This window comes from Aquabacter albus, assembly GCF_040049275.1.
Lineage (GTDB): Bacteria > Pseudomonadota > Alphaproteobacteria > Rhizobiales > Xanthobacteraceae > Aquabacter.
This window is the reverse complement of record NZ_JBDZDT010000003.1, coordinates 152,151-170,970: the sequence shown is the minus strand read 5'-3', so window position 1 is coordinate 170,970 and position 18,820 is coordinate 152,151. Positions and strand designations below refer to the sequence as shown.

Sequence of the window (18,820 nt, the reverse complement as noted above, 5' to 3'; positions counted from 1 at the left end):
CTCCCGGCTTTAACCCCCTTGCAAGATCATGAAGAATGCCCGCTTCGGCGGGCATTCTTTTGTGCTATGCGACACATAAGGGCGGCGTTCAGCGAAAATTCCACCAGGGCGTGTAAGCGCACGGAATGGCAAGCGTCGACGCGGGATTGAGCAGCGAAAGTCCGATGGTCCGCAAACAGATGCAGAGCTCGGGGGAAGATGTCGACGTGCAGCGCAGCGAGGACGCCGACCTGCAACGGCGGATTGATGCGCTGGAGCAGGAGCTAGAGGCGTTGAAAGCCGAGGCCGTCGAGCTTCGCCGCAAGGCGATGCCCGATGGGTCGGCGCAGCGAAGCAAGCTGGAACTTGATTCCCTGTTCCGTCGCCTCGATGCCGTATCAGCCGAAGCGGCCATGGAGCGCGCGCGGCGCAGGCAGCTGGGACGCCTGGGCGAGTTGCGCCTGTTGTCGGCGCGGCGCGGCTTGCGCGGGCTTCTGGGAAAAGTCATGCGCAGCGTGAGCAAGGACGAGCTGGCGGCGCGATGCCGCCTGCTTGCGCATGCCGGCCTGTTCGACCGCCGCTTCTACCGGAAGGAGTATGCTGGTTCGGTCGGCGGCAAGGTCGAGCCGGTGGTGGATTATCTGCTGCGTGGCGGATATGAGGGCCGCCGGCCCAATGCCCTGTTCGATTCCGCCTATTATCTCGACCAGAACGACGACGTGCGGCGAAACGGGGACAATCCGCTCCTGCACTACATCATGATGGGAGAGGCGGAGGGGCGTCAGCCGAATCCCTCCTTCGACCCGATCGAATACCGGGACCGTCATCCGGACCTGCCGGCCTGGGTTTCCCCGCTTGGAGATCATCTGCGCCGCCGTTCAGGCCAGTCGCACGGACCGTTGAAGGGCGTCCTGAGCCGTTTGCTCTGGCAATGGCGTGCCGACCGGCTGCGCCGGTGGCGCGCGCGCTATCAGCGCGCCGTCATCCGCAAGGCGCACGGACAAGTGGGTATCGCCTTCCAGCCAGACGTCGGTATAAAAGGCCGCTCGGCGCCCCGTGCCGGAAGGTACGAGCTTCGCAGCCCGGGGGTGGGCTACACCTATGTGCCGCCATGCCCGCCCGCCGACCTGGACGAGCAAGTGGCAGCCATGGGGGCAAAGCCACGCTTCTCCATCATTGTTCCCCTCTACAACACGCCGGCCGACCTCCTCGATCGCCTCACCGCCTCGGTGGAGGGGCAATGGTATCCCCATTGGGAATTGATCCTGGTGGACGATTGCAGCCCGCGCTCTGAGGTCCGGGAGGCGGTGAAGGCGCTCCGGAATCCGAAGATCGTCTCCATCTTTCTTGACGAAAATCGCGGCATATCGGGCGCGACCAATGCGGGCATCGCGCGCGCCACAGGCGATTTTCTCGTCTTCCTCGACCACGATGACGAGCTGACGGAGGACTGCCTCTTCGAGCTGGCGTCGTGCATCGAGCGGGATGATCCGGACTTTATCTACAGCGACGAGGACAAGATCACTGCGGACGGGGGTTTCGCCGATCCGTTCTTCAAGCCGGACTGGTCGCCTGACACGCTGATGAGCATGATGTACACATGCCACGTCTCATGCGTGCGGCGATCCCTCGCCGAGGAGGTCGGTCCGCTCCAGTCGAAGTATGACGGGTCGCAGGACTGGGACTTCATCCTGCGCGTTACCGAGCAAGCGAAGAAGATCGCCCACATCCCAAAGATCCTCTACCACTGGCGGATCATTCCAGGCTCCGCCGCTGCGGAGTTCGATGCCAAGCCGCAGGCGCTCGTCGCGGCGGAAGCATTGCGGCTGGAGGCACTTAAGCGCCGCGGCGTCGACGGCACGGTGGAGAGCGTGGCGGGGGTGGCCGCCTATTCTCGCGTGCGCTATTTCGTTCGGGGGGAGCCCCTCGTCTCGCTGATCATTCCGTCCAAGAACAATGAGACCGTGCTCGGCACATGCATCGCCTCGGTGGAGCAACTGACCGGGTACCGGAATTTCGAGATCGTCGTCGTCGACAATGGGTCCAGTAAGCCTGAGACCCTTGCCTATTTGGAGACGCTTGCGGCCAAGGATCACGCGCGGGTGGTTCGGCACGATATGCCGTTCAATTTCTCCGAACTCTGCAATGTGGGCGCGCGGGCGTCGCGCGGCGACATCCTGCTGTTCCTGAACGACGACACAGAGGTGATCTCGCCGGAGTGGCTGGAGCGCATGGCCGGCTTCGCTCAGCTCGGCCATGTGGGCGCAGTCGGTGCAAAGCTGCTCTATCCGGACAGCCGGCGTGTGCAGCATGCGGGCGTGGTCTGCATCGCTTCCGGCCCCAGCCATGCCTTCCTTGGGGCGGACGGGCAAGAGCCCTGCTATTTCAGCCGCAACCTCATGGACTGCAACTGGATCGCGGTCACCGGCGCATGCCTCATGGTCGAGCGGCGGAAGTTCGAGCAGATCGGCGGCTTCGATGAGACCTTCCCTGTCGCCTACAACGACGTGGACCTTTGCTTCCGGCTGCTGGAAGCCGGGTACTTCAACGTGGTGTGCCCGGCGGCGGAATTGCTGCACTACGAATCCTTCAGCCGCGGCATAGACCATATCGACAAGGCGAAGATGGAGCGTTTGCGAGCGGACAAGCACCGCCTCGATATGGCGCACCCCCAGTTCTTCATGAGGGATCCCTTCTTCAACCCCAACCTGCATCCCAACGATGTCAACTTTACTGTCCCGTCCTGAGATGAACGCCTTGCAGATATCAGAACCTTCCGCGGCGTTCAGAACTGTCGGCCATGACCAATCGGGGCCGGCGGTGGCGGCTTTTCTCAGGTGGGTGGGCACACAGGCGCAGGCGGATAAGATCGACCTCGTCCTGTTCGTATCGGCCGGAGAGAGCCTTCCCACCCGCGCGGCCACTGCGCTCAACCTTTCCGGTTTTCCGCGCGTCGGTACCCTCCAGGTCTCCCGCAGTATCCTCCTGCTGGCGGCGACGAACTATCGGAACTTCGACGAGCAGATGGAGGCATTGACGTCCGGCTTCGTCGGCCTGCGGCTGCATGATTTCCTTCAGCGCCTCGACGTCCCGCCGCCCGCCGGCCATGTGCTTGAGGATCTTGGTTTCGGCGAGAAGATCATCCTGACCGCTGCGCAGGCGCAACCGCTCCGGCGCTTCCTCCTGGCCTATCGCTGGGAAATCCTGAAAAGCGCCGCGCGCGCCCGTCGGGGGCTGTTTCTGCAGTTGCAGCAACTGCGCGTCGCGCCGGGCACGCGGCTGGCGGTGGTCGATATGGGCTTCGACAGCAAGATCCCCAGCGCCCTCTCAACGGCGCTTGAGGGCATGTTCGATGTGGATTTGTGCTTCTATAACCTCTTTTCGCCAGTAGGCGCGTCGCCCAAGCATGAAGTGGTGCCGGTGCGGGCCATGCTGGGGCAGAGTACCGGGCCGGAGATGGCGGCCAACCGCGCGCTGGTGGAAATGCTGATCAACCCCGCGGGCGGAGAGCTGGTCGGCTATGAGGATCGCGGAGCCGGCATGGCTGCCGTGCTCTTCTCTCCCCCTGCGCCGAACCGGCAGCAGGTCGCGCATCTGATCGACGGGGCGGAGGCATTCTGCCGGCAGGCGCAAGGCAGGGCCGGCGGCGCAGACCCGGTGGCGGCGTTCCAGCCCTTCATGGATTTCGTGAAGAACACGAACGATCCGGTGCGGCAGGCCATCGCCGCCGTTTTGGCATCGGACGCCGCGCCTGAGGCGCCGCACGTCCGCAGACGGGTCGTTCCCCTCTCGTAGAACTTAAGCCCGGGCAGGCCGCCGGTCCGCCCGGGCAATGTCACCTCAATGCGCGTCAGCGGGAGCCGGGTGCGTCGTCGGCGCGGTGTGTTCGCCGTGCTGCGTCAGCGGCTTGTTGCCCGAGAGTCGGCGCAGCAGCACGTAGAAGACCGGCGTCAGGAAGATGCCGAAGAAGGTTACGCCGATCATGCCGGCGAACACCGCGACACCCATGGCGTGGCGCATCTCCGCGCCGGCGCCGATGGAGGTCACCAGGGGCACCACGCCCATGATGAAGGCGAGCGAAGTCATCAGGATCGGCCGCAGCCGCAGCCGGCTCGCCTCCAGCGCCGCCTCGTAAGGGGTGCGCCCGGTGAATTCCAATTCGCGGGCGAACTCCACAATGAGGATGGCGTTCTTGGCCGAGAGGCCCACCAGCACCACGAGGCCGATCTGGGTGAAGACGTTGTTGTCTCCATTCGAGAGCCACACGCCGGTCATGGCGGCGAGCAGGCCCATGGGCACGATCATGATGATGGAGAGCGGCAGCACCAGGCTCTCATACTGGGCAGCCAGCACCAGGAAGACCAGGAAGATGGCGAGCGGGAACACCCACACCGCCGAATTGCCGGCCAGGATGTCCTGGTAGGTCAGTTCGGTCCATTCGAAGCCGATGCCCTTGGGCAGGGTCTCGGCCGCGATGCGCTCCACCGCCTTCTGCGCCTCGCCGGAGGAATAGCCGGGCGCCGCCCCGCCATTCACATCCGCCGTGAGGAAGCCGTTATAGCGCATGGCGCGTTCCGGCCCGGCGACGGACTTCACCTTCAGCAGGGCGGACAGCGGCACCATCTCGCCGGTCTTGGAGCGCACCTTCAAGGAGCCCACGTCCTCGGCGCGGGCGCGGAACGGGGCGTCGGCCTGGACGCGCACCGTGTAGGTGCGGCCGAACTTGTTGAAGTCGTTCACATAGACCGAGCCGAGATAGATCTGCATGGTGTCGAACACGTCGGTCACCGCGACGCCTAACTGGCGCGCCTTGGTGCGGTCGATGTCGGCATAGAGCTGGGGTACGTTCACCTGATAGGACGAGAACAGGCCGGCCAGTTCCGGTGCCTGCCCCGCCTTGGCGAGGAAGGCGCGGGTGGCCTCGTTCAGCGCCTCGTAGCCGAAGCCGGCGCGGTCCTCGATCTGCAGCTTGAAGCCGCCGATGGTGCCGAGGCCCTGGACCGGGGGCGGCGGGAACATGGCCACCATGGCCTCCTCGATCACGCCGAACTTCTGGTTGAGCTGCATGGCGATGGCGCCGCCGGCGAGGTCCGGCCGGGTGCGCTCCTCGAACGGCTTCAATGTCACGAAGACGATGCCGGAGTTGGAGGAATTGGTGAAGCCGTTGATGGAGAGGCCGGGGAAGGCGATGGCACTCTCGATGCCCTCCTGCTTCATGGCGATGTCGCTCATGCGGCGGATCACCTCCTCGGTGCGGTCGAGGGTGGCGCCATCGGGCAGCTGGGCAAAGCCCACCAGATACTGCTTGTCTTGCGCTGGCACGAAGCCGGGAGGCACGGTGCGGAACAGCACGCCGGTGACGGCCAGAAGGCCCACATAGAGGATCACCATGATGGCCTTGCGGCCGACGGCGAACTTCACGCCCGCCCCATAGGCCGCCGCGCCCCGCCCGAAGGCGGCGTTGAAGCCGCGGAACAGCCAGCCGAGCGAAAAGTCCATGATGCGGGTGAGCCGGTCCTTCGGCGCGTCGTGGCCCTTCAGGAGGAGGGCGGCGAGCGCTGGCGAGAGGGTCAGCGAGTTGATGGCCGAGATCACCGTCGAGATGGCGATGGTGAGGGCGAACTGCTTATAGAACTGGCCGGTGAGGCCGGAGATGAAGGCCAGCGGCACGAACACCGCCACCAGAACGAGGGCGATGGCGATGATGGGGCCGGACACCTCCTGCATGGCCTTGTAAGTGGCCGCGCGGGCGGAAAGCCCCTCCTCGATATTGCGCTCCACATTCTCCACCACGACGATGGCATCATCCACCACGATGCCGATGGCGAGCACGAGGCCGAACAGGGTCAGCGCGTTGATGGAGAAGCCGAGCACGTACATCACCGCGAAAGTGCCGACGATGGAGACGGGCACGGCGAGCAGCGGGATGATGGAGGCGCGCCAGGTCTGGAGGAACAGGATGACCACTAGCACCACCAGCAGGACGGCTTCCAGCAGGGTATGGATCACCGCATCGATGGAGGCGCGCACGAACTGGGTGGTGTCGTAGACGATCTCGTAGTCCACGCCCTCGGGCATGTTCTCCTTGATCTCGCTCATCACCTTGCGGACCTCGTCGGCGATGCGGATGGCGTTGGAGCCGGGCGCCTGGAACACGGGCACCGCGACCGCCGACTTGTTGTTGAGCAGCGAGCGCAGGGCATAGTCGGCAGCGCCGAGCTCGATGCGCGCCACGTCCTTCAGGCGCACCACTTCGCCATTGGCGCCGGTCTTCACCACGATGTCGGCGAACTCCTCCTCGTTCTGGAGGCGGCCCTGCGCGTTGACGGAGAGCTGGAGGTCGATGCCGGGCATGGAGGGCGAGGCGCCCACCACGCCAGCGGCGGCCTGGACGTTCTGGGCGCGGATCTCGTTCACCACGTCCGCGGCGGAGAGGCCGTGCTCGGCCACCTTTTGCGGGTCGAGCCAGACCCGCATGGAATAGTCGCCCGAGCCGAACAGCTGCACGTCGCCCACGCCGTTGATGCGCGCCAGCCGGTCCTTCACGTTGAGGACCGCATAATTGCGCAGATAGGTCATGTCGTAGCGGTCATTGGGCGAGAGCAGATGCACCACCAGCATCAGGTCCGGCGAGGACTTGATGGTGGTGATGCCGAGCTGGCGGGTGGCCTCAGGCAGGCGGGGCTCGGCCTGGGAGACGCGGTTCTGCACCAGCTGCTGGGCCTTGTCCGGGTCCATGCCGAGGCGGAAGGTGACGGTCAGCGTCATCAGGCCGTCGGTGGTGGCCTGGCTGGACATGTAGAGCATGCCCTCGACGCCGTTGATCTGCTCCTCGATGGGCGTCGCCACGGTCTCGGCGATCACCTTGGGGTTGGCGCCGGGATACTGCGCGCGCACCACCACCTGGGGCGGCACCACTTCGGGATATTCCGAGATGGGCATGACGCGCAGCGCGATGAGGCCGGCAAGGAAGATCAGGGTCGATAGGACGCCCGCGAAGATGGGGCGGTCGATGAAGAACTTGGAGATGTTCATGGCATCCTCCCCTCGCGGGGCGTGGTGAAATCAAACGCCGATCGTCCGCGCGGCACGGGCCGCCGGTTCACGAGGCGCAATGAAGGAAGGCCGCCTCCCGAGGGGAGGCGGCCGGAATGTCAGCGCTGGGCGACGTCGCCCTTGTCGGCGGCGGCGGTGCGGGTGGTCAGGTCCATGGCCACAGTCTGGGGGGCGACGGTTACGCCCGGCTTGATGCGGTGCAGGCCGTTCACGACGATCCGCTCGCCCGCCTTCAGGCCGGAGGTGACGATGCGCAGGCCGTTCACCGAGGCGCCCAAGGTCACCTCGCGATAGGCCGCCTTGTTGTCGTCGCCCACCACCATGACGAACTTCTTGTCCTGGTCGGTGCCCACCGCCCGCTCGGTCACAAGGAGGGCGGTGCCGGCGCCGGGCCGGCCCATGCGCAGGCGCACGAACTGGCCGGGGATGAGGCGCCCGTCCACATTGTCGAACACGGCGCGCACGCGGACCGTGCCGGTGCGCGGGTCCACCTGGTTGTCGATGAGCTGGAGGTGGCCCTGATAGGTCTTGCCCTCCGACATGTCCTCGTCGATGGCGGTGGTCATCTGCACCGGGATCTTCTCCACGGGGAACGTCTTGCCGGGGCTGATGGCAAGGCTGCGCAGCGCCCGCGTGACCACCTGCTCGTCGGCATTGAACGCGGCATACACCGGGTCCACCGAGACCAGGGTGGTGAGCGGCACCGAGCCGGGGCCGGCGGTGATGAGGTTGCCCACCGTGATCTCGCGCTTGCCGACGCGGCCGGAGACCGGGGCGCGAACCTCGGTATAAGAGAGGTTCAGCTGGGCGGTCTGGAGGGACGCCTGCGCGGCCTTCAGGTTCGCGATGGCTTCCTTGCTGGCATTCACCCGCTCGTCGAGATCACGCTGGGAGACGGTGCGGCTGTCGAACAGCCGCTGGCCGCGTTCCAGGTCCGCCTTGGAGAGCGCGACGCGCGCTTCGGCGGCGGCCACCTGGGCCTCGTTGCGGTCCACCTCGGCCTGGAAGGGCGCGGGGTCGACGGTGATGAGGAGTTCGCCTTCCTTGACGAGGTCGCCCTCGCGGAAATGCACCTTCTGGATGGCCCCGGAGACGCGCGCGCGCACCTCCACCCGCTCGACCGCTTCAAGGCGGCCGGAGAATTCATCGAAGATGGGCGCGTCGCGCTGCTCCACCGTGGCGACCGAGACCGGCACGGCGGCAGGAGCGGCAGCCTGGGCCGCGGGATCGGCCGCGCGTGCCTCCATGAGAGGCAGCACGAACGGGGTCGCCAGCCCCGCCCCCACGATGAGGGCGGCGATGGCCGGCACCAGCAGCCGGCGGCGCTTGGAAGGGGTGCGGTCGGAATTGGAAGAAGAAGTCTCGGCGGTCATGGCGGTCGTCCTTGCGATCAGATGTGTGCTTGCGTCGCCGGGCGCTTGGCGGGCCCGGTTCGGGTTTGGTCGAAAAAGGTCTGGATCACGGGGCTGAGGGCGGCGATGCAGTCGCGCTCCTGGCTCTCGCAATAGTCGATGGAACAGGGCCAGCCGGTGGGGGCGGGCACCACGTGCTCGTGTGCGGCGACACCGGCCGCGCGCAGGCGGCGGGCGTAGGACAAAGCCTCGTCACGCAGCGGATCGTCATCGGAGGTGATGATGAGTGCCGGGGCGAGACCCGCGAGGCGGGTCGCCGTCGAGGGCGAAGCATAAGGGTGGCTCGCCTTGTCGGCGGAGCCGAGATAGGCGTGCCAGCCTTCCGCCCATTTGCAGCCGGCAGGGCCCGCATCCGCCATCCGCAGCGAGCGGGTGGCGAGGCAGGGGTCCAGCATGGGGGAGATGAGGATCTGGCCGGCGAGCGGCGGGGCCTGTTGGTCACGCGCCATCATGGCGAGGGCGGCGGCAAGGTTGCCACCCGCTTCCGCGCCGGCCACATAGATCTTGGAAGATTTGGCGGCGAGACGCGCGCGGGCTTCGAAGCTCCACAGCAGCGCCTCGTAGACAGCCTTGAGGGGATAGGGGAAGGGATAGCCCTCGCCGAACGGATAGTCGGCGGAGACCACCACCGCGCCGGCTTCGACCAACATGCCGGCAACCTCGGCCCCGCTTTCCAGCGAGCCGCCGGTGAAGGCGCCGCCATGAAGCTGAAGCACGATGGGCGCCGCGCGGGAGGCGCTCTTCGCGCCATAGACCCGCACCGGCATTCCGCCGGCCTGCGCCCCTTGCACCCGCTCTTCGGTCCAAACCGTGGTCATTTCGCACCTGCTTGCCTTGGCCGTCAGACACGCGGCCTTGTGCAGTGCGGTGAACCTAGTCCTGGCTTGGTCGCGAATAAATAATCGAAACGTGACTTCATTGTTTCTGTATGGAAATAATGGGCGGTCAGAACGGGCGGGAAAGGGGCCGGAAATGGACCAGCTTGCTGCGATGCGGGCGTTCGTTCGGGTGGTGGAGGCCGGCACCTTCACCCGCGCGGCCGACCTGCTGGAAATCCCCAAGCCTACGCTCACCAAGCAGGTGCAGGCGCTGGAGGCGCATCTGCGCACCAAGCTGCTCAACCGCACCACGCGCCGGGTGACGGTGACGCCGGACGGCGCCGCTTACTACGAGCGGGCGTTGGCGCTGCTCAACGACCTCGAAGAGCTGGACGGCTCCATGACGCTCTCGCAGGCGAGCCCGCGCGGGCGCCTGCGTGTCGACATCAGCACCTCGCTCGCCTCGCTGATCCTCATCCCTGCGCTTCCCGACTTCTTCGCCCGCTACCCCGACATCCAGCTCGACCTCGGCGTGACCGACCGCTCGGTGGACCTCGTGGGAGAAAGCGTGGATTGCGTGGTGCGCGGCGGGGATCTGGTCGATCCCTCCCTCGTGGCGCGGCGCATCGGCGATATCCACATGATCACCTGCGCCTCGCCGGCCTATCTCAAGCGCTATGGCGAGCCGGTGCATCCGCGCGACCTGGAGGAGGATTTCCCGACGGTGCGCTATTTCAACGCCCGCACGGGCAGATTTCTGCCTCTGGAATTCATCCGCGACGGCGAAACCCTGGAGTCCGCCGGGCGCTACATGATCGCGGTGAACGAGGGCAATGCCTATGTGCAGGCGGGGCTCTCCGGCCTTGGCGTGCTTCAGGCACCGACCTTCATGGTGCAGGAGCATATCGGCGCGGGCGATCTGGTGCCGGTCCTGACCTCCTGGACCACCGATCCCTTCCCGGTCTTCGTGGTGTTCCCGCCCAACCGGCATCTGTCCAACCGCCTGCGCGTGTTCGTCGATTGGGTGGCGGACCTGTTCGCGGACAATGACCTCATCCAGCGGCGCTCCCGGCTGGCGGCGCGCGGCGGCTGACGTTTCCCAGCAGGCCCCGGAGCCGGGGATATCCTCCCCTAAGCTGAAACTGGACGTTGCAATGATGGTGTCAGGATAGAGAGCTACATCTCCCGCGACGGACGCAGGCGTTGGCGGGAACCATGGCGCGCATTCTATTATTCGTATTTGCAGCAATTGGTTTCGTGACGGTCCTGTTAGGGACGGCCACCTTCGTGATGCTGCCGGAGCCCGCCAAGGCGCCGAGCCACCCGATCGAGCGCCCATTCGGAAGCCACGTGCTGAAGACCGCGGTGGAATGGAGCGAGGATCCTCCGGCGGAGCTTATCGCGGCGAGCAAGCTGGAGGTTCCGGGCGATCGTCCGCTTCGGGTGCTGATGATCTCCATGGGCGGCGAATATGCCGCCTATGGGGCCGGCATGCTGACGGCGTCAGGAGAGCAGCCGGGCTGGCTCGATTTCGACATCGTCACCGGGGTGTCCGCCGGCGGCCTGCTCGCCACTTTCGCCTTCGCGCACGCTTTGGAGCCCGAGGCGATGAAGCGGCGCCTCGGGGCGTTCGCTGCGGCAGTGGAAGAGGCCGATTCCGTCCTGCCCTTCATCGAGGCCTGGCGCGTCGTGCTGGGGCGCGGCACCACGGTGGCCAACAATCTGCAGGCCGTGGCTGGTGCCATGATCGATGACGCTCTGGTGGAGAAGATCGCGCAGCAGCAGCGCGCCGGGCGCCGCCTCTTCGTCTCCTCCACCGACCTGACAACGGGCGAAGCCATCGTCTGGGATATCGGGCTGATCGCCGCCAGCGACCTTGAAGACCGCGTCGCCCGTGTGCGGTCCGCCCTGCTGGCCTCCATGACGGTGCCGGTCCTGTTTGCGCCGCGCTCCATCGGCGCGCGCAGCGTGTCGACCTGGCATGTGGATGGCGGCGTGATGCACCCGTTCTTCGTGTCCGGCATCGTTAGGGCCATGCGCTCCGGCCAGAGGGATATGGAGCTGGACTTCCTCCTGAACGGAAAGCTGCGGGACCCGATCGAGGTGGCCGATATCAGCCCGCGGCCGGACAAGGTCACCGCGCGTGCCCTCAAGCTGCTCCAGCACGTGCACTGGCGAAGCACGCTGCAGGTTCTGCTGCTGGAGACGGCCATGCGCGGCCTGACCGTCCGCGTGGCGGCCATTCCAAGCGAAGTCGCCCTTCCCGAGCATGCGGTCGACTTCGCCGCGCCCGTCATGATCGGCTTGTTCGAGGATGGCCTGCAGCGATCACGGCAGGTTCTTGCGGGGCCGGGAGGTGACGATGCGCTCTGGCAGCGGCTGACGCCGAAATCCATTGGCGCCGAGCGTATGCTCCCCGAAACACTCCAACTGCCCGCGACGAAACCTTAGGAAACGAAGCCGGGGCTCGGCGAGCACCCTCTGACAGGCGGCTCGCTCGGCCTCGGATCTCCCGCTCCTTTTCAAGAGGAGCGGGACGCAGTCAATGCACGCTCACGGTCACGAGCTCGTGCTCGCTGGCATTGGCGAGGGCGGCCTCGCGGCTGTCGGTGAGCATGATGGGCGTCCCGTCCGCCGCATGAAGGGTGAACAGCGTCAGCCCTGGCGCAATCTCAGGCGCCTGCGGGAATAGCCGCCGCACGTCCTCGGAGCGGATGGTGCGCACATAGGCGATCTGTCCGCCGCCGAGCCCGGCAAGGGCCTCAGGCGTGATGGAGGGGGTGTGGGTTTCGGCTTGGATCTTCTCAATCATGGTCAAGTCCTCTCTGTCCTAACTCGGCGCTTCGCCAAAAGGATCCCGTCTAGGGGCGGGATACGATGTCGATGCGTCGGGCCTGCCGCGTGGGCTCGGGCCGCGCGAGATCGATGGACAGAAGCCCATTGCGAAGTTCCGCGCCGAGCACGTTCATGCCTTCGGCAAGGACGAACGTGCGCTGGAACTGTCGGGCGGCGATCCCCCTGTGCAGGAAGGTGCGCTCGCCATTCTCCTCGGCCTGGCGGCCGCGGATGGTCAGCTCCCTCTCTTCCACGGTGATGTCGAGCTGCTGCTCGGTGAAGCCGGCCACCGCCAGGGTGATGCGCAAGCGCAGGGGCTCGTCCCCCTCCGGCTCGATCCGCTCCACATTGTAGGGCGGATAACCTTCGGCAGCCTTGGTCACCCGGTCGAGTGCCCGCTCGACCTCGTCGAAGCCCAGGAGAAAGGGGTTCGACAGCGAAGAGATACGCGACATGAGCCAAAGTCCTCATCAAGCGACTTTGTGGGTCTGGAGGAGCCTTTCCGGCCTCTCCGCCGGGGCCCATTCCGGCGCCCCGTGCACCGTGGGATATGGGTGTGGGTACCCTCCACTGCAAGGTGGCAACGCTCCCGTTTGAGCTGGATGGCCAGGAGGGGCCCCAGCCGGTGCGCCGCCGCGGTGCGCTGGATGCGGCGCGGACGCCGGGCCCCATGATCGAGGAGCATCCTGGCGCGCGCGAGCGCGACGAGGAAGCCCCGCTCATGCCGGCCATGGAGGAGCGGAAGCCGCATTAAGGCTTCGCCCTCTCCACCGTTCCGAAAGGTCTCACGCCGCCCGGCGCGGCCCCACCGCGCTGCGGGGCGCGAAGCTGTCGGGGTCGGCCGCCGCCCATTCGGCGGCATAGGGCGTGCTGTCGGGCGCATCGAGGAACACGCCCGCCGCGAGGAAGGGATAGAGCCGGTCCAGCGGCTTCGCTTCCACCGGGGTCAGCCGGTGCCAGATGTGGTGGGGCTCAAGATCGCTCGGATGGGCAAGGCCCGCGGCCGCCACGAGGTCCGCCAAGGCGGACACCGTATGGCGCTGATAGCTGGCCACGCGCTCCGCCTTCTCCTCCACCACGAGGCCGCGCTGGAGGTGCGGATCATTGGTGGTGACGCCGGTGGGGCACTGGCCGGTGTGGCAGCGCATGGACATGACGCAGCCGAGCGAGAACATGAAGGCGCGGGCCGCGTTGCACCAGTCGGCGCCGATGGCCATGTTCGCCGCCATGCTGAAACCGGACGTCACCTTGCCGCTGGCGGCGAGGTTCATCTTGTCCCGCAGGCCTGCGCCCACCAGCGCGTTGCGCATCAGCACGAGGCCCTCGCGCAGCGGCATGCCCATATGGTCCGCCAGTTCCTCGGGCGCGGCGCCCGTTCCGCCCTCGGCCCCGTCCACCACCACGAAATCGGGACGGATGCCGGTCAGGAGCATCGCCTTCGCGATGGCGAAGGTCTCGCTGGGATGGCCGACGCACAGCTTGATGCCCACCGGCTTGCCGCCGGACAGTTCACGCAGCCGTGCCACGAATTCCATCATCTGCGCCGGCGTCGCGAAAGCAGGATGGCGGGAGGGCGAGATGCAGTCCTCGCCCAGCTCGATGCCACGGATTTCCGCAATTTCCTTGGTCACCTTGGCGGCGGGCAGCACACCGCCATGGCCGGGCTTGGCGCCCTGACTGAGCTTGATCTCCACCATCTTCACCTGGGGATCGGTGGCCTTCTCGGCGAAGCGCTCGGGAGAGAAGGAGCCGTCACGGTTGCGGCAGCCGAAATAGCCCGAGCCCAGCTCCCAGACGATGTCGCCGCCATGGATGCGGTGGTAGGGCGAGAGCCCGCCCTCTCCCGTGTCGTGATAGAAGCCGCCCTGCTTGGCGCCGAGGTTCAGCGCCTCGATGGCGTTGCGGCCCAGCGAGCCGAAGCTCATGGCGGAGATGTTGAGCACGGCCGCGTCGTAGGGCTTCGTGCACTGGTCGCCGCCGACCCGCACGCGGAACGGCTCCTCCGCCACCGGCATGGGGGCCAGCGAATGGGTCATCCATTCATACTCGCCCGCATTAGTGTCGAGCTCGGTGCCGAAGGGCTGGCGGTCCTCCTGGCCCTTGGCGCGCGCATAGACAAGGCTGCGGGCCTGCCGGGTATAGGGGCTGCCTTCCAGGTCGCCTTCGACGATGTACTGGCGCAGATAGGGCCGCAGCGCCTCGAACACCCAGCGCACCGAGGCGATGATGGGATAGTTGCGCAGCAGGGAATGCTGCTTCTGGGCAATGTCGAACACGCCCACCCAGGCGAGCGGGAAAAGGACGCAGAAGACGAATAGCCATGCCCGGCTGCCCATGAAGGAGAGGACCAGCGAGAGAAGGCAGAGAGCCACCACCACCGCGAACACGCTGTAGCGGCGTATGAGCATCTGGGTGCTGGGTTCGACGGCGTACGGCATAGGCTCCCCCCTCGCGCCCCTTTAGAGGGACGATGGGAGCAACCTAGAGCGGCTTCAATCTGGAGGGAAGCGGCGCCGGCTCACGAGGTGCCGGCGACAGGCTTCATCGCCCCCACTCTCACGCCACCCGCGACAATTCCTTCGCCACCACCTGCCCGGAGAGGGCACGCAGCCGGGCCACCTGGTCCGGCAGCTCGGTCCAATAGCGGGGGTGAAGCTCCAGGTTCAGGATGGCGCCGGGCTCCACGTTCAAGGTGCCGGCCAGCTCGTCCCAGGGGATGCTGCCCCAGCCGAGCGGCAGGTGAAGGTCGCCTTCGCCGAGGCCGAGCTGCTCGGCCTGATCCAGGGTCCAGCTCTCCAGCGGGCGGCCGAAGGAGTCATGCACATGGACGTGGCGGGCATAGGGGGCAAGCGCCGCGATCTCCGCCAGGGGATCGATCTTCGCGTCGGCGCAGCGCAGATAAGCGTGGCTGACATCGAGGGTCGCCCGCACGCAGGGATGGGCGATGGCGTCGATCTCGCCGGCAAGCCGCGATGGCGTCGCCGTCTCGCGCATGGCGTTGAAGCGGAAGACATTCTCGACGCACAGGGTGATGCCGGCCCGTCCGGCCGCATCGCCGGCCTGCTGGAGCGCGTCGCGCTGGCGGGAATAGGCGACGGCGAACGTCTCGTCGGAATCCCGCACGCAGCCCGTATGGATGACGAGATGGGCTGCTTCCAGCGCGCCCGCGACCTTGATCGAAGCATCGAGCAAAGCGACATGGGCGGGCAGGCGCGAGGGCATCTCCATGAGGTTGATGGCCAGGGGCCCGTGCACCGTATAGCCGAAGGGCCGGCCGCGGGTGAGGCGCACAAGGCGGTCGAGCCGGTCCTGGAGCACGCGCCCGTTGGCGATCAGTGTCCAGGCGAAGATGGGCAGCTCGACGAAGTCCACGTTGAGCGCTTCGGCCTCGTCCAGCTTCGCGGCGAGGTCGTTGAAATCCGGATCGCTGGTGCGCAAGGAATAGCCAATGCCGCGTACGGATTTGGCAAGTGCGGTCTGGTCCATGGTGACCTCCCCCTTCGATCTCGAAATCAGGATCGTTCCAGGCGAGTGTGGGCGTTCCACCTGAAACTTGTGTGTCGATCCAAGTCTTTGAAAGACAGAGATTTAGGCCCGGAAGCCTAATTTTTGTGCGCAGGATGTCGCGCCGGCTTCGGACGGAACCATAGGGCCTGAAGGGGGCGATGACACGCTTTTTTTGCGGTGCACCTAAGGTAATACCGCGATGCGGCTATCGCTTCGGCGAGGCTTACTATACGGAAGGCGAGGGGGCGGCCCCCTGGCAGAGGGCTTTCACGTCGCTCGCCAATGTCATGGGATCGAAGGGTTTTGCGATCACGCCCACCGCTCCGAGCCCCTTGAACAGGGAGATTTCGTGCGCCTGGGTGCGGGCTGTGACAAAGGCGATGGGCACGGGTGGCTCGAGCCCGAGCGCGCGCAGCGCCGAGAAGGTGGTGCGCCCGTCCATGACAGGCATCATGACGTCGAGAAGGATCAGGTCGAGCCCGCCCTGGCGCGCCCGTTCCACGGCGGCGGTGCCGGAGGCCGCCGTCTCCACCTCGAAATCTGGATCGAGGGAGAGGGAGAGGGAGACGATCTCGCGGATGTCCGCTTCGTCGTCCACATAGAGCACGCGCAGGCTCATCCGGAAGCTCCGGTTACAGGTTCTGGCAGGGCGCCCTGTTCCGGCGCAGCGGCAAGGTCGGCGAGGCCCGAAAGGCCGATCCCGCTATCGCGGATCGCCTGCTCCAGGAACTGGGCCACAGCCGCGTCCCGATCAGCGGGGGAACAGCCAACAAGGGGCGGCAGGGCGCCGGGGGGCTGCTGGAAGATGCGGATCAGTTCTTCCCGGGGCAGGCCCGGGTCCCCCACGTCCACCACGAGGAAGGCGCAGGTGCGCATGGTCAGAACGGCGCGCACATCCTCAAGGCTGGTGGCGGTGATCACCTCGGCGATGCCGCGCACGGCCTGTGCGAAGGCGCGCCGCGTCTCGCCTGCAATGGACAGATGGATCAGCGTCGGCTCGTCGCTGATGACCGGCGCCCGGGTGAGCAATTGCTCCAGGCGTAGCCGGTCCGGCGGCATGTCCAGCCAGTCGGCGATGGGCAGTGCAGCGCTGCGCCCCTCTTCGGTCGCCGTCACCAGTGCGAGCGGGGTCGGGTAGATGCGCTCTGCGCGGCGCAGGGAGCGGATCAGCGAGAGGCCGTCGCGATCCCGCAGAACGGGGGCGATTAGGATCGCGCGGCAGGCGCGGATGGCCGCGCGCCCCTCGCATTCGGCGGCGGTCTCCGCGCGCTCCGCGACGACACCCAGGGCGACCAGATCCTTCAGGGTCGTGAGGGCCCGCTCGGGGTCGCTTTCTACCAGCAGCACCGGTGCGTCCTCCGGCTTGCTCTCCGCCGGCGTCCCGGCGAGGCGGGCGGGCAGGTCCACATGGAAGGTGGTTCCCACCCCCTCCTCGGTCTCGAACGAGATGCGCCCGGCATGGCGGTCGACGATCTCCTTGACGATGGAGAGGCCGAGCCCGGTGCCGCCGCGCTGGCGGGTATCGGTGTTGTCGGCCTGGGCAAAGCGCGTGAAGACGTTGCCGCGGAAAGCGGGCGGGATGCCCGTGCCGTGGTCCTCCACCGAGACGCGCACCATCTCCTGGCGCCGCACCACGGTGAGCGAGACGATGCCGTCGGGGGGCGAGAACTTCACCGCATTGGAGATGAGGTTGGTGAGCACCTGGATCAGCCGGTCGTGGTCCCCCACGACCGTCGTGTCCGCCTTCTGGGCCTGAAGCGTGAGGCGCGCGCCGTGCTGGTCGGCGAAGGCGGCGTTCTGCTCGATGGCCTGGCGCGCCACTTCCTCCATGGACACCGGCTCGCGCGCGAACGTGATGGAGGCGGACTGCATCTTCTCGATGTCGAGGATGTCGTTGATGAGCCGCACCAGCCGGCGGCTGTTCTGGTGGGCGATGGCCACCAGCCTCTTGGCAGGGCCCGGCAGCGGGCCCGCAGCCCCGCCGTCGAGCAGGCCGAGCGAGCCGGCGATGGAGGTGAGCGGCGTGCGCAGCTCGTGGCTGACGGTGGAGACGAACTCGTTCTTGATCACTTCGGCGCGCTTGCGCTCGGTGATGTCGTGGAGGATCGCCACCAGCCGGTTGCCGTCGCTGGCGCGCATCTGGCCCACGGCCACGTCGACAGGCAGGGTCGAGCCGTCCTTGCGCCGCCCGGCGAGTTCCTGGGCGTGGCCGCCCTCGGCCGCATAGGCTTCGAGCTGCCGAAGGAAGCCCTTCTCGCCGCCCTCGCCATCCAGCGAGAACAGAAGCGCGATGGGCGCGCCCACCAGCTCCTCGGGCGACCAGCCGAACAGGCGGGTGGTGGCGGGATTGGCGGTCTCGATCAGGCCCTGCTCGTTGACGGTGACGATGGCGTCCATGGCGCTCGCGAGGATCGCGCGGTGCCGGGCGAGGGTGTCCGCCAGCACGATCTCGGCGCGCTTGCGGCCCATGAGGTGGGCGATCATGACCAGGGTGGAGCCCACGACCACGGCGATGGCGGCGGACAGGAGCAGCAGGAGGGTCTGCTTGGTGCGCTGGCTGGCGAGGCGCACCTGGTAGGTCTGCTGCTCGGTGGCCGCCACCTCCGCGGCCGAGATGCTGTTCACCACCGTGCGGATGCGGTCCATCAGGGCCTTGCCGCGCCGCGCCTCCATCACATTGGCAGCCGCGAGGGCGCCTGCGGCGTTGCGGGTTTCCGCCATGTCGCGCAGCAGGCGCATTTCCTGTTCCGCGAAGCGGGCGAACTCGGCGAGCGCCACCTGGTGCTCCGGCCGGTCCCAAGCGAGCTTCCTCAGCGCCTGGATATCCTGGCCGATGGTGTCGCGCGTGTGTTCCAGGGGTTCCAGGAACTCGTCGCGCCCCGTCACCACATAGCCCAGCGTGCCGCTTTCCGCGCTCAGCAAGTCCTCGAAGATGCGCTGGAGATGGTCGCGGATGAGCGCCGAATAGAGCAACTCCTCCCGCAGCCGGTTCGAGGAGGCGAATTCCCGGAAGCTGGCAAAGCCCACCGCGAGCACGATAGCCGCGGAGATGCCGGCGCCGAGCACGCCGATGGCCATGATCCGGCGGATACCGCGCCTGCGTCCACGACGCTCACGCAGGGCCAGCGCTCCGCTTTCCGACATAAGCCCGCCCTCGCTGCCCGCGTCCGCCGGCATTTTTCGCATTGTGCTATGGTCGCGCCCAGGCGCCAA

Annotated in this window: 14 protein-coding genes; 5 read left to right on the top strand and 9 right to left on the bottom strand. The window is 66.9% G+C overall.

Translation table 11 applies throughout. From position 1 onward, the window contains the following. Positions 1-164 precede the first annotated feature (164 nt). On the top strand, positions 165-2,726 hold the full coding sequence (locus ABLE91_RS07290) for a glycosyltransferase (RefSeq protein ID WP_348929936.1): 2,562 nt from the start codon (positions 165-167) through the stop codon (positions 2,724-2,726). Between the two features lie 73 nt (positions 2,727-2,799). Continuing rightward, on the top strand, positions 2,800-3,774 hold the full coding sequence (locus ABLE91_RS07285; protein ID WP_348929934.1) for a hypothetical protein: 975 nt from the start codon (positions 2,800-2,802) through the stop codon (positions 3,772-3,774). A gap of 45 nt (positions 3,775-3,819) precedes the next feature. Here ABLE91_RS07285 and ABLE91_RS07280 read toward each other — a convergent pair whose 3' ends face one another. From ABLE91_RS07280 to ABLE91_RS07270, 3 genes are all read right to left on the bottom strand, one after another. Then, positions 3,820-7,014: an efflux RND transporter permease subunit gene (locus ABLE91_RS07280; RefSeq protein WP_348929933.1), complete on the bottom strand. Its 3,195-nt coding sequence runs from the start codon at positions 7,012-7,014 to the stop codon at positions 3,820-3,822. Between the two features lie 119 nt (positions 7,015-7,133). Beyond that, entirely contained in the window at positions 7,134-8,408 is a 1,275-nt protein-coding gene (locus tag ABLE91_RS07275) for an efflux RND transporter periplasmic adaptor subunit (RefSeq protein WP_348929932.1), read from the bottom strand. 17 nt (positions 8,409-8,425) lie between these two features. After that, entirely contained in the window at positions 8,426-9,265 is an 840-nt protein-coding gene (locus ABLE91_RS07270) for an alpha/beta hydrolase fold domain-containing protein (protein ID WP_348929930.1), read from the bottom strand. 154 nt (positions 9,266-9,419) lie between these two features. On the opposite strand from ABLE91_RS07270, the gene ABLE91_RS07265 reads away from it, so the two are divergent. Next, positions 9,420-10,358 carry a LysR family transcriptional regulator gene (locus ABLE91_RS07265; protein ID WP_348929929.1) on the top strand — a complete coding sequence of 313 codons (939 nt, stop codon included), beginning with the start codon at positions 9,420-9,422 and terminating at the stop codon, positions 10,356-10,358. Positions 10,359-10,522: 164 nt separating this feature from the next. Beyond that, entirely contained in the window at positions 10,523-11,716 is a 1,194-nt protein-coding gene (locus ABLE91_RS07260) for a patatin-like phospholipase family protein (protein WP_348929928.1), read from the top strand. 91 nt (positions 11,717-11,807) lie between these two features. On the opposite strand, the gene ABLE91_RS07255 is transcribed toward ABLE91_RS07260, so the two are convergent. Both ABLE91_RS07255 and ABLE91_RS07250 read right to left on the bottom strand, forming a co-directional pair. Continuing rightward, complete coding sequence (locus ABLE91_RS07255; RefSeq protein WP_348929927.1) at positions 11,808-12,077, bottom strand: BQ00720 family protein; 270 nt, start codon at positions 12,075-12,077, stop codon at positions 11,808-11,810. Between the two features lie 49 nt (positions 12,078-12,126). After that, positions 12,127-12,555 (bottom strand): Hsp20 family protein, encoded by a 429-nt coding sequence (locus ABLE91_RS07250; RefSeq protein WP_348929926.1) that lies wholly within the window; start codon positions 12,553-12,555, stop codon positions 12,127-12,129. A gap of 101 nt (positions 12,556-12,656) precedes the next feature. Here ABLE91_RS07250 and ABLE91_RS07245 point away from each other — a divergent pair, with 101 nt between their 5' ends. Beyond that, positions 12,657-12,854, top strand: coding sequence for a hypothetical protein (locus ABLE91_RS07245; RefSeq protein ID WP_348929924.1), 198 nt, complete (start codon positions 12,657-12,659; stop codon positions 12,852-12,854). Positions 12,855-12,885: 31 nt separating this feature from the next. Here the strand turns inward: ABLE91_RS07245 and ABLE91_RS07240 are convergent, their stop codons facing one another. The 4 genes from ABLE91_RS07240 to ABLE91_RS07225 all read right to left on the bottom strand — a co-directional run bounded on the left by ABLE91_RS07240 (position 12,886) and on the right by ABLE91_RS07225 (position 18,784). Beyond that, positions 12,886-14,538 carry an FMN-binding glutamate synthase family protein gene (locus tag ABLE91_RS07240; protein WP_348929922.1) on the bottom strand — a complete coding sequence of 551 codons (1,653 nt, stop codon included), beginning with the start codon at positions 14,536-14,538 and terminating at the stop codon, positions 12,886-12,888. A gap of 118 nt (positions 14,539-14,656) precedes the next feature. Then, on the bottom strand, positions 14,657-15,586 hold the full coding sequence (locus tag ABLE91_RS07235) for a sugar phosphate isomerase/epimerase family protein (protein ID WP_348929920.1): 930 nt from the start codon (positions 15,584-15,586) through the stop codon (positions 14,657-14,659). A gap of 247 nt (positions 15,587-15,833) precedes the next feature. Beyond that, positions 15,834-16,226 carry a response regulator gene (locus ABLE91_RS07230; protein ID WP_348929918.1) on the bottom strand — a complete coding sequence of 131 codons (393 nt, stop codon included), beginning with the start codon at positions 16,224-16,226 and terminating at the stop codon, positions 15,834-15,836. Further along, positions 16,223-18,784 carry an ATP-binding protein gene (locus tag ABLE91_RS07225; RefSeq protein WP_348929916.1) on the bottom strand — a complete coding sequence of 854 codons (2,562 nt, stop codon included), beginning with the start codon at positions 18,782-18,784 and terminating at the stop codon, positions 16,223-16,225. The genes ABLE91_RS07230 and ABLE91_RS07225 overlap by 4 nt, the downstream gene beginning before the upstream one ends. Between the last annotated feature and the right edge of the window lie 36 nt (positions 18,785-18,820).

What these genes read in the sequence shown, in the direction of transcription:
- ABLE91_RS07290 (WP_348929936.1), top strand. Translation starts at nt 165, where the DNA reads ATGGTCCGCAAACAGATGCAGAGCTCGGGGGAAGATGTCGACGTGCAG.
- ABLE91_RS07280 (WP_348929933.1), bottom strand. Translation starts at nt 7,014, where the DNA reads ATGAACATCTCCAAGTTCTTCATCGACCGCCCCATCTTCGCGGGCGTC.
- ABLE91_RS07275 (WP_348929932.1), bottom strand. Translation starts at nt 8,408, where the DNA reads ATGACCGCCGAGACTTCTTCTTCCAATTCCGACCGCACCCCTTCCAAG.
- ABLE91_RS07270 (WP_348929930.1), bottom strand. Translation starts at nt 9,265, where the DNA reads ATGACCACGGTTTGGACCGAAGAGCGGGTGCAAGGGGCGCAGGCCGGC.
- ABLE91_RS07265 (WP_348929929.1), top strand. Translation starts at nt 9,420, where the DNA reads ATGGACCAGCTTGCTGCGATGCGGGCGTTCGTTCGGGTGGTGGAGGCC.
- ABLE91_RS07255 (WP_348929927.1), bottom strand. Translation starts at nt 12,077, where the DNA reads ATGATTGAGAAGATCCAAGCCGAAACCCACACCCCCTCCATCACGCCT.
- ABLE91_RS07250 (WP_348929926.1), bottom strand. Translation starts at nt 12,555, where the DNA reads ATGTCGCGTATCTCTTCGCTGTCGAACCCCTTTCTCCTGGGCTTCGAC.
- ABLE91_RS07240 (WP_348929922.1), bottom strand. Translation starts at nt 14,538, where the DNA reads ATGCCGTACGCCGTCGAACCCAGCACCCAGATGCTCATACGCCGCTAC.
- ABLE91_RS07235 (WP_348929920.1), bottom strand. Translation starts at nt 15,586, where the DNA reads ATGGACCAGACCGCACTTGCCAAATCCGTACGCGGCATTGGCTATTCC.
- ABLE91_RS07230 (WP_348929918.1), bottom strand. Translation starts at nt 16,226, where the DNA reads ATGAGCCTGCGCGTGCTCTATGTGGACGACGAAGCGGACATCCGCGAG.
- ABLE91_RS07225 (WP_348929916.1), bottom strand. Translation starts at nt 18,784, where the DNA reads ATGCCGGCGGACGCGGGCAGCGAGGGCGGGCTTATGTCGGAAAGCGGA.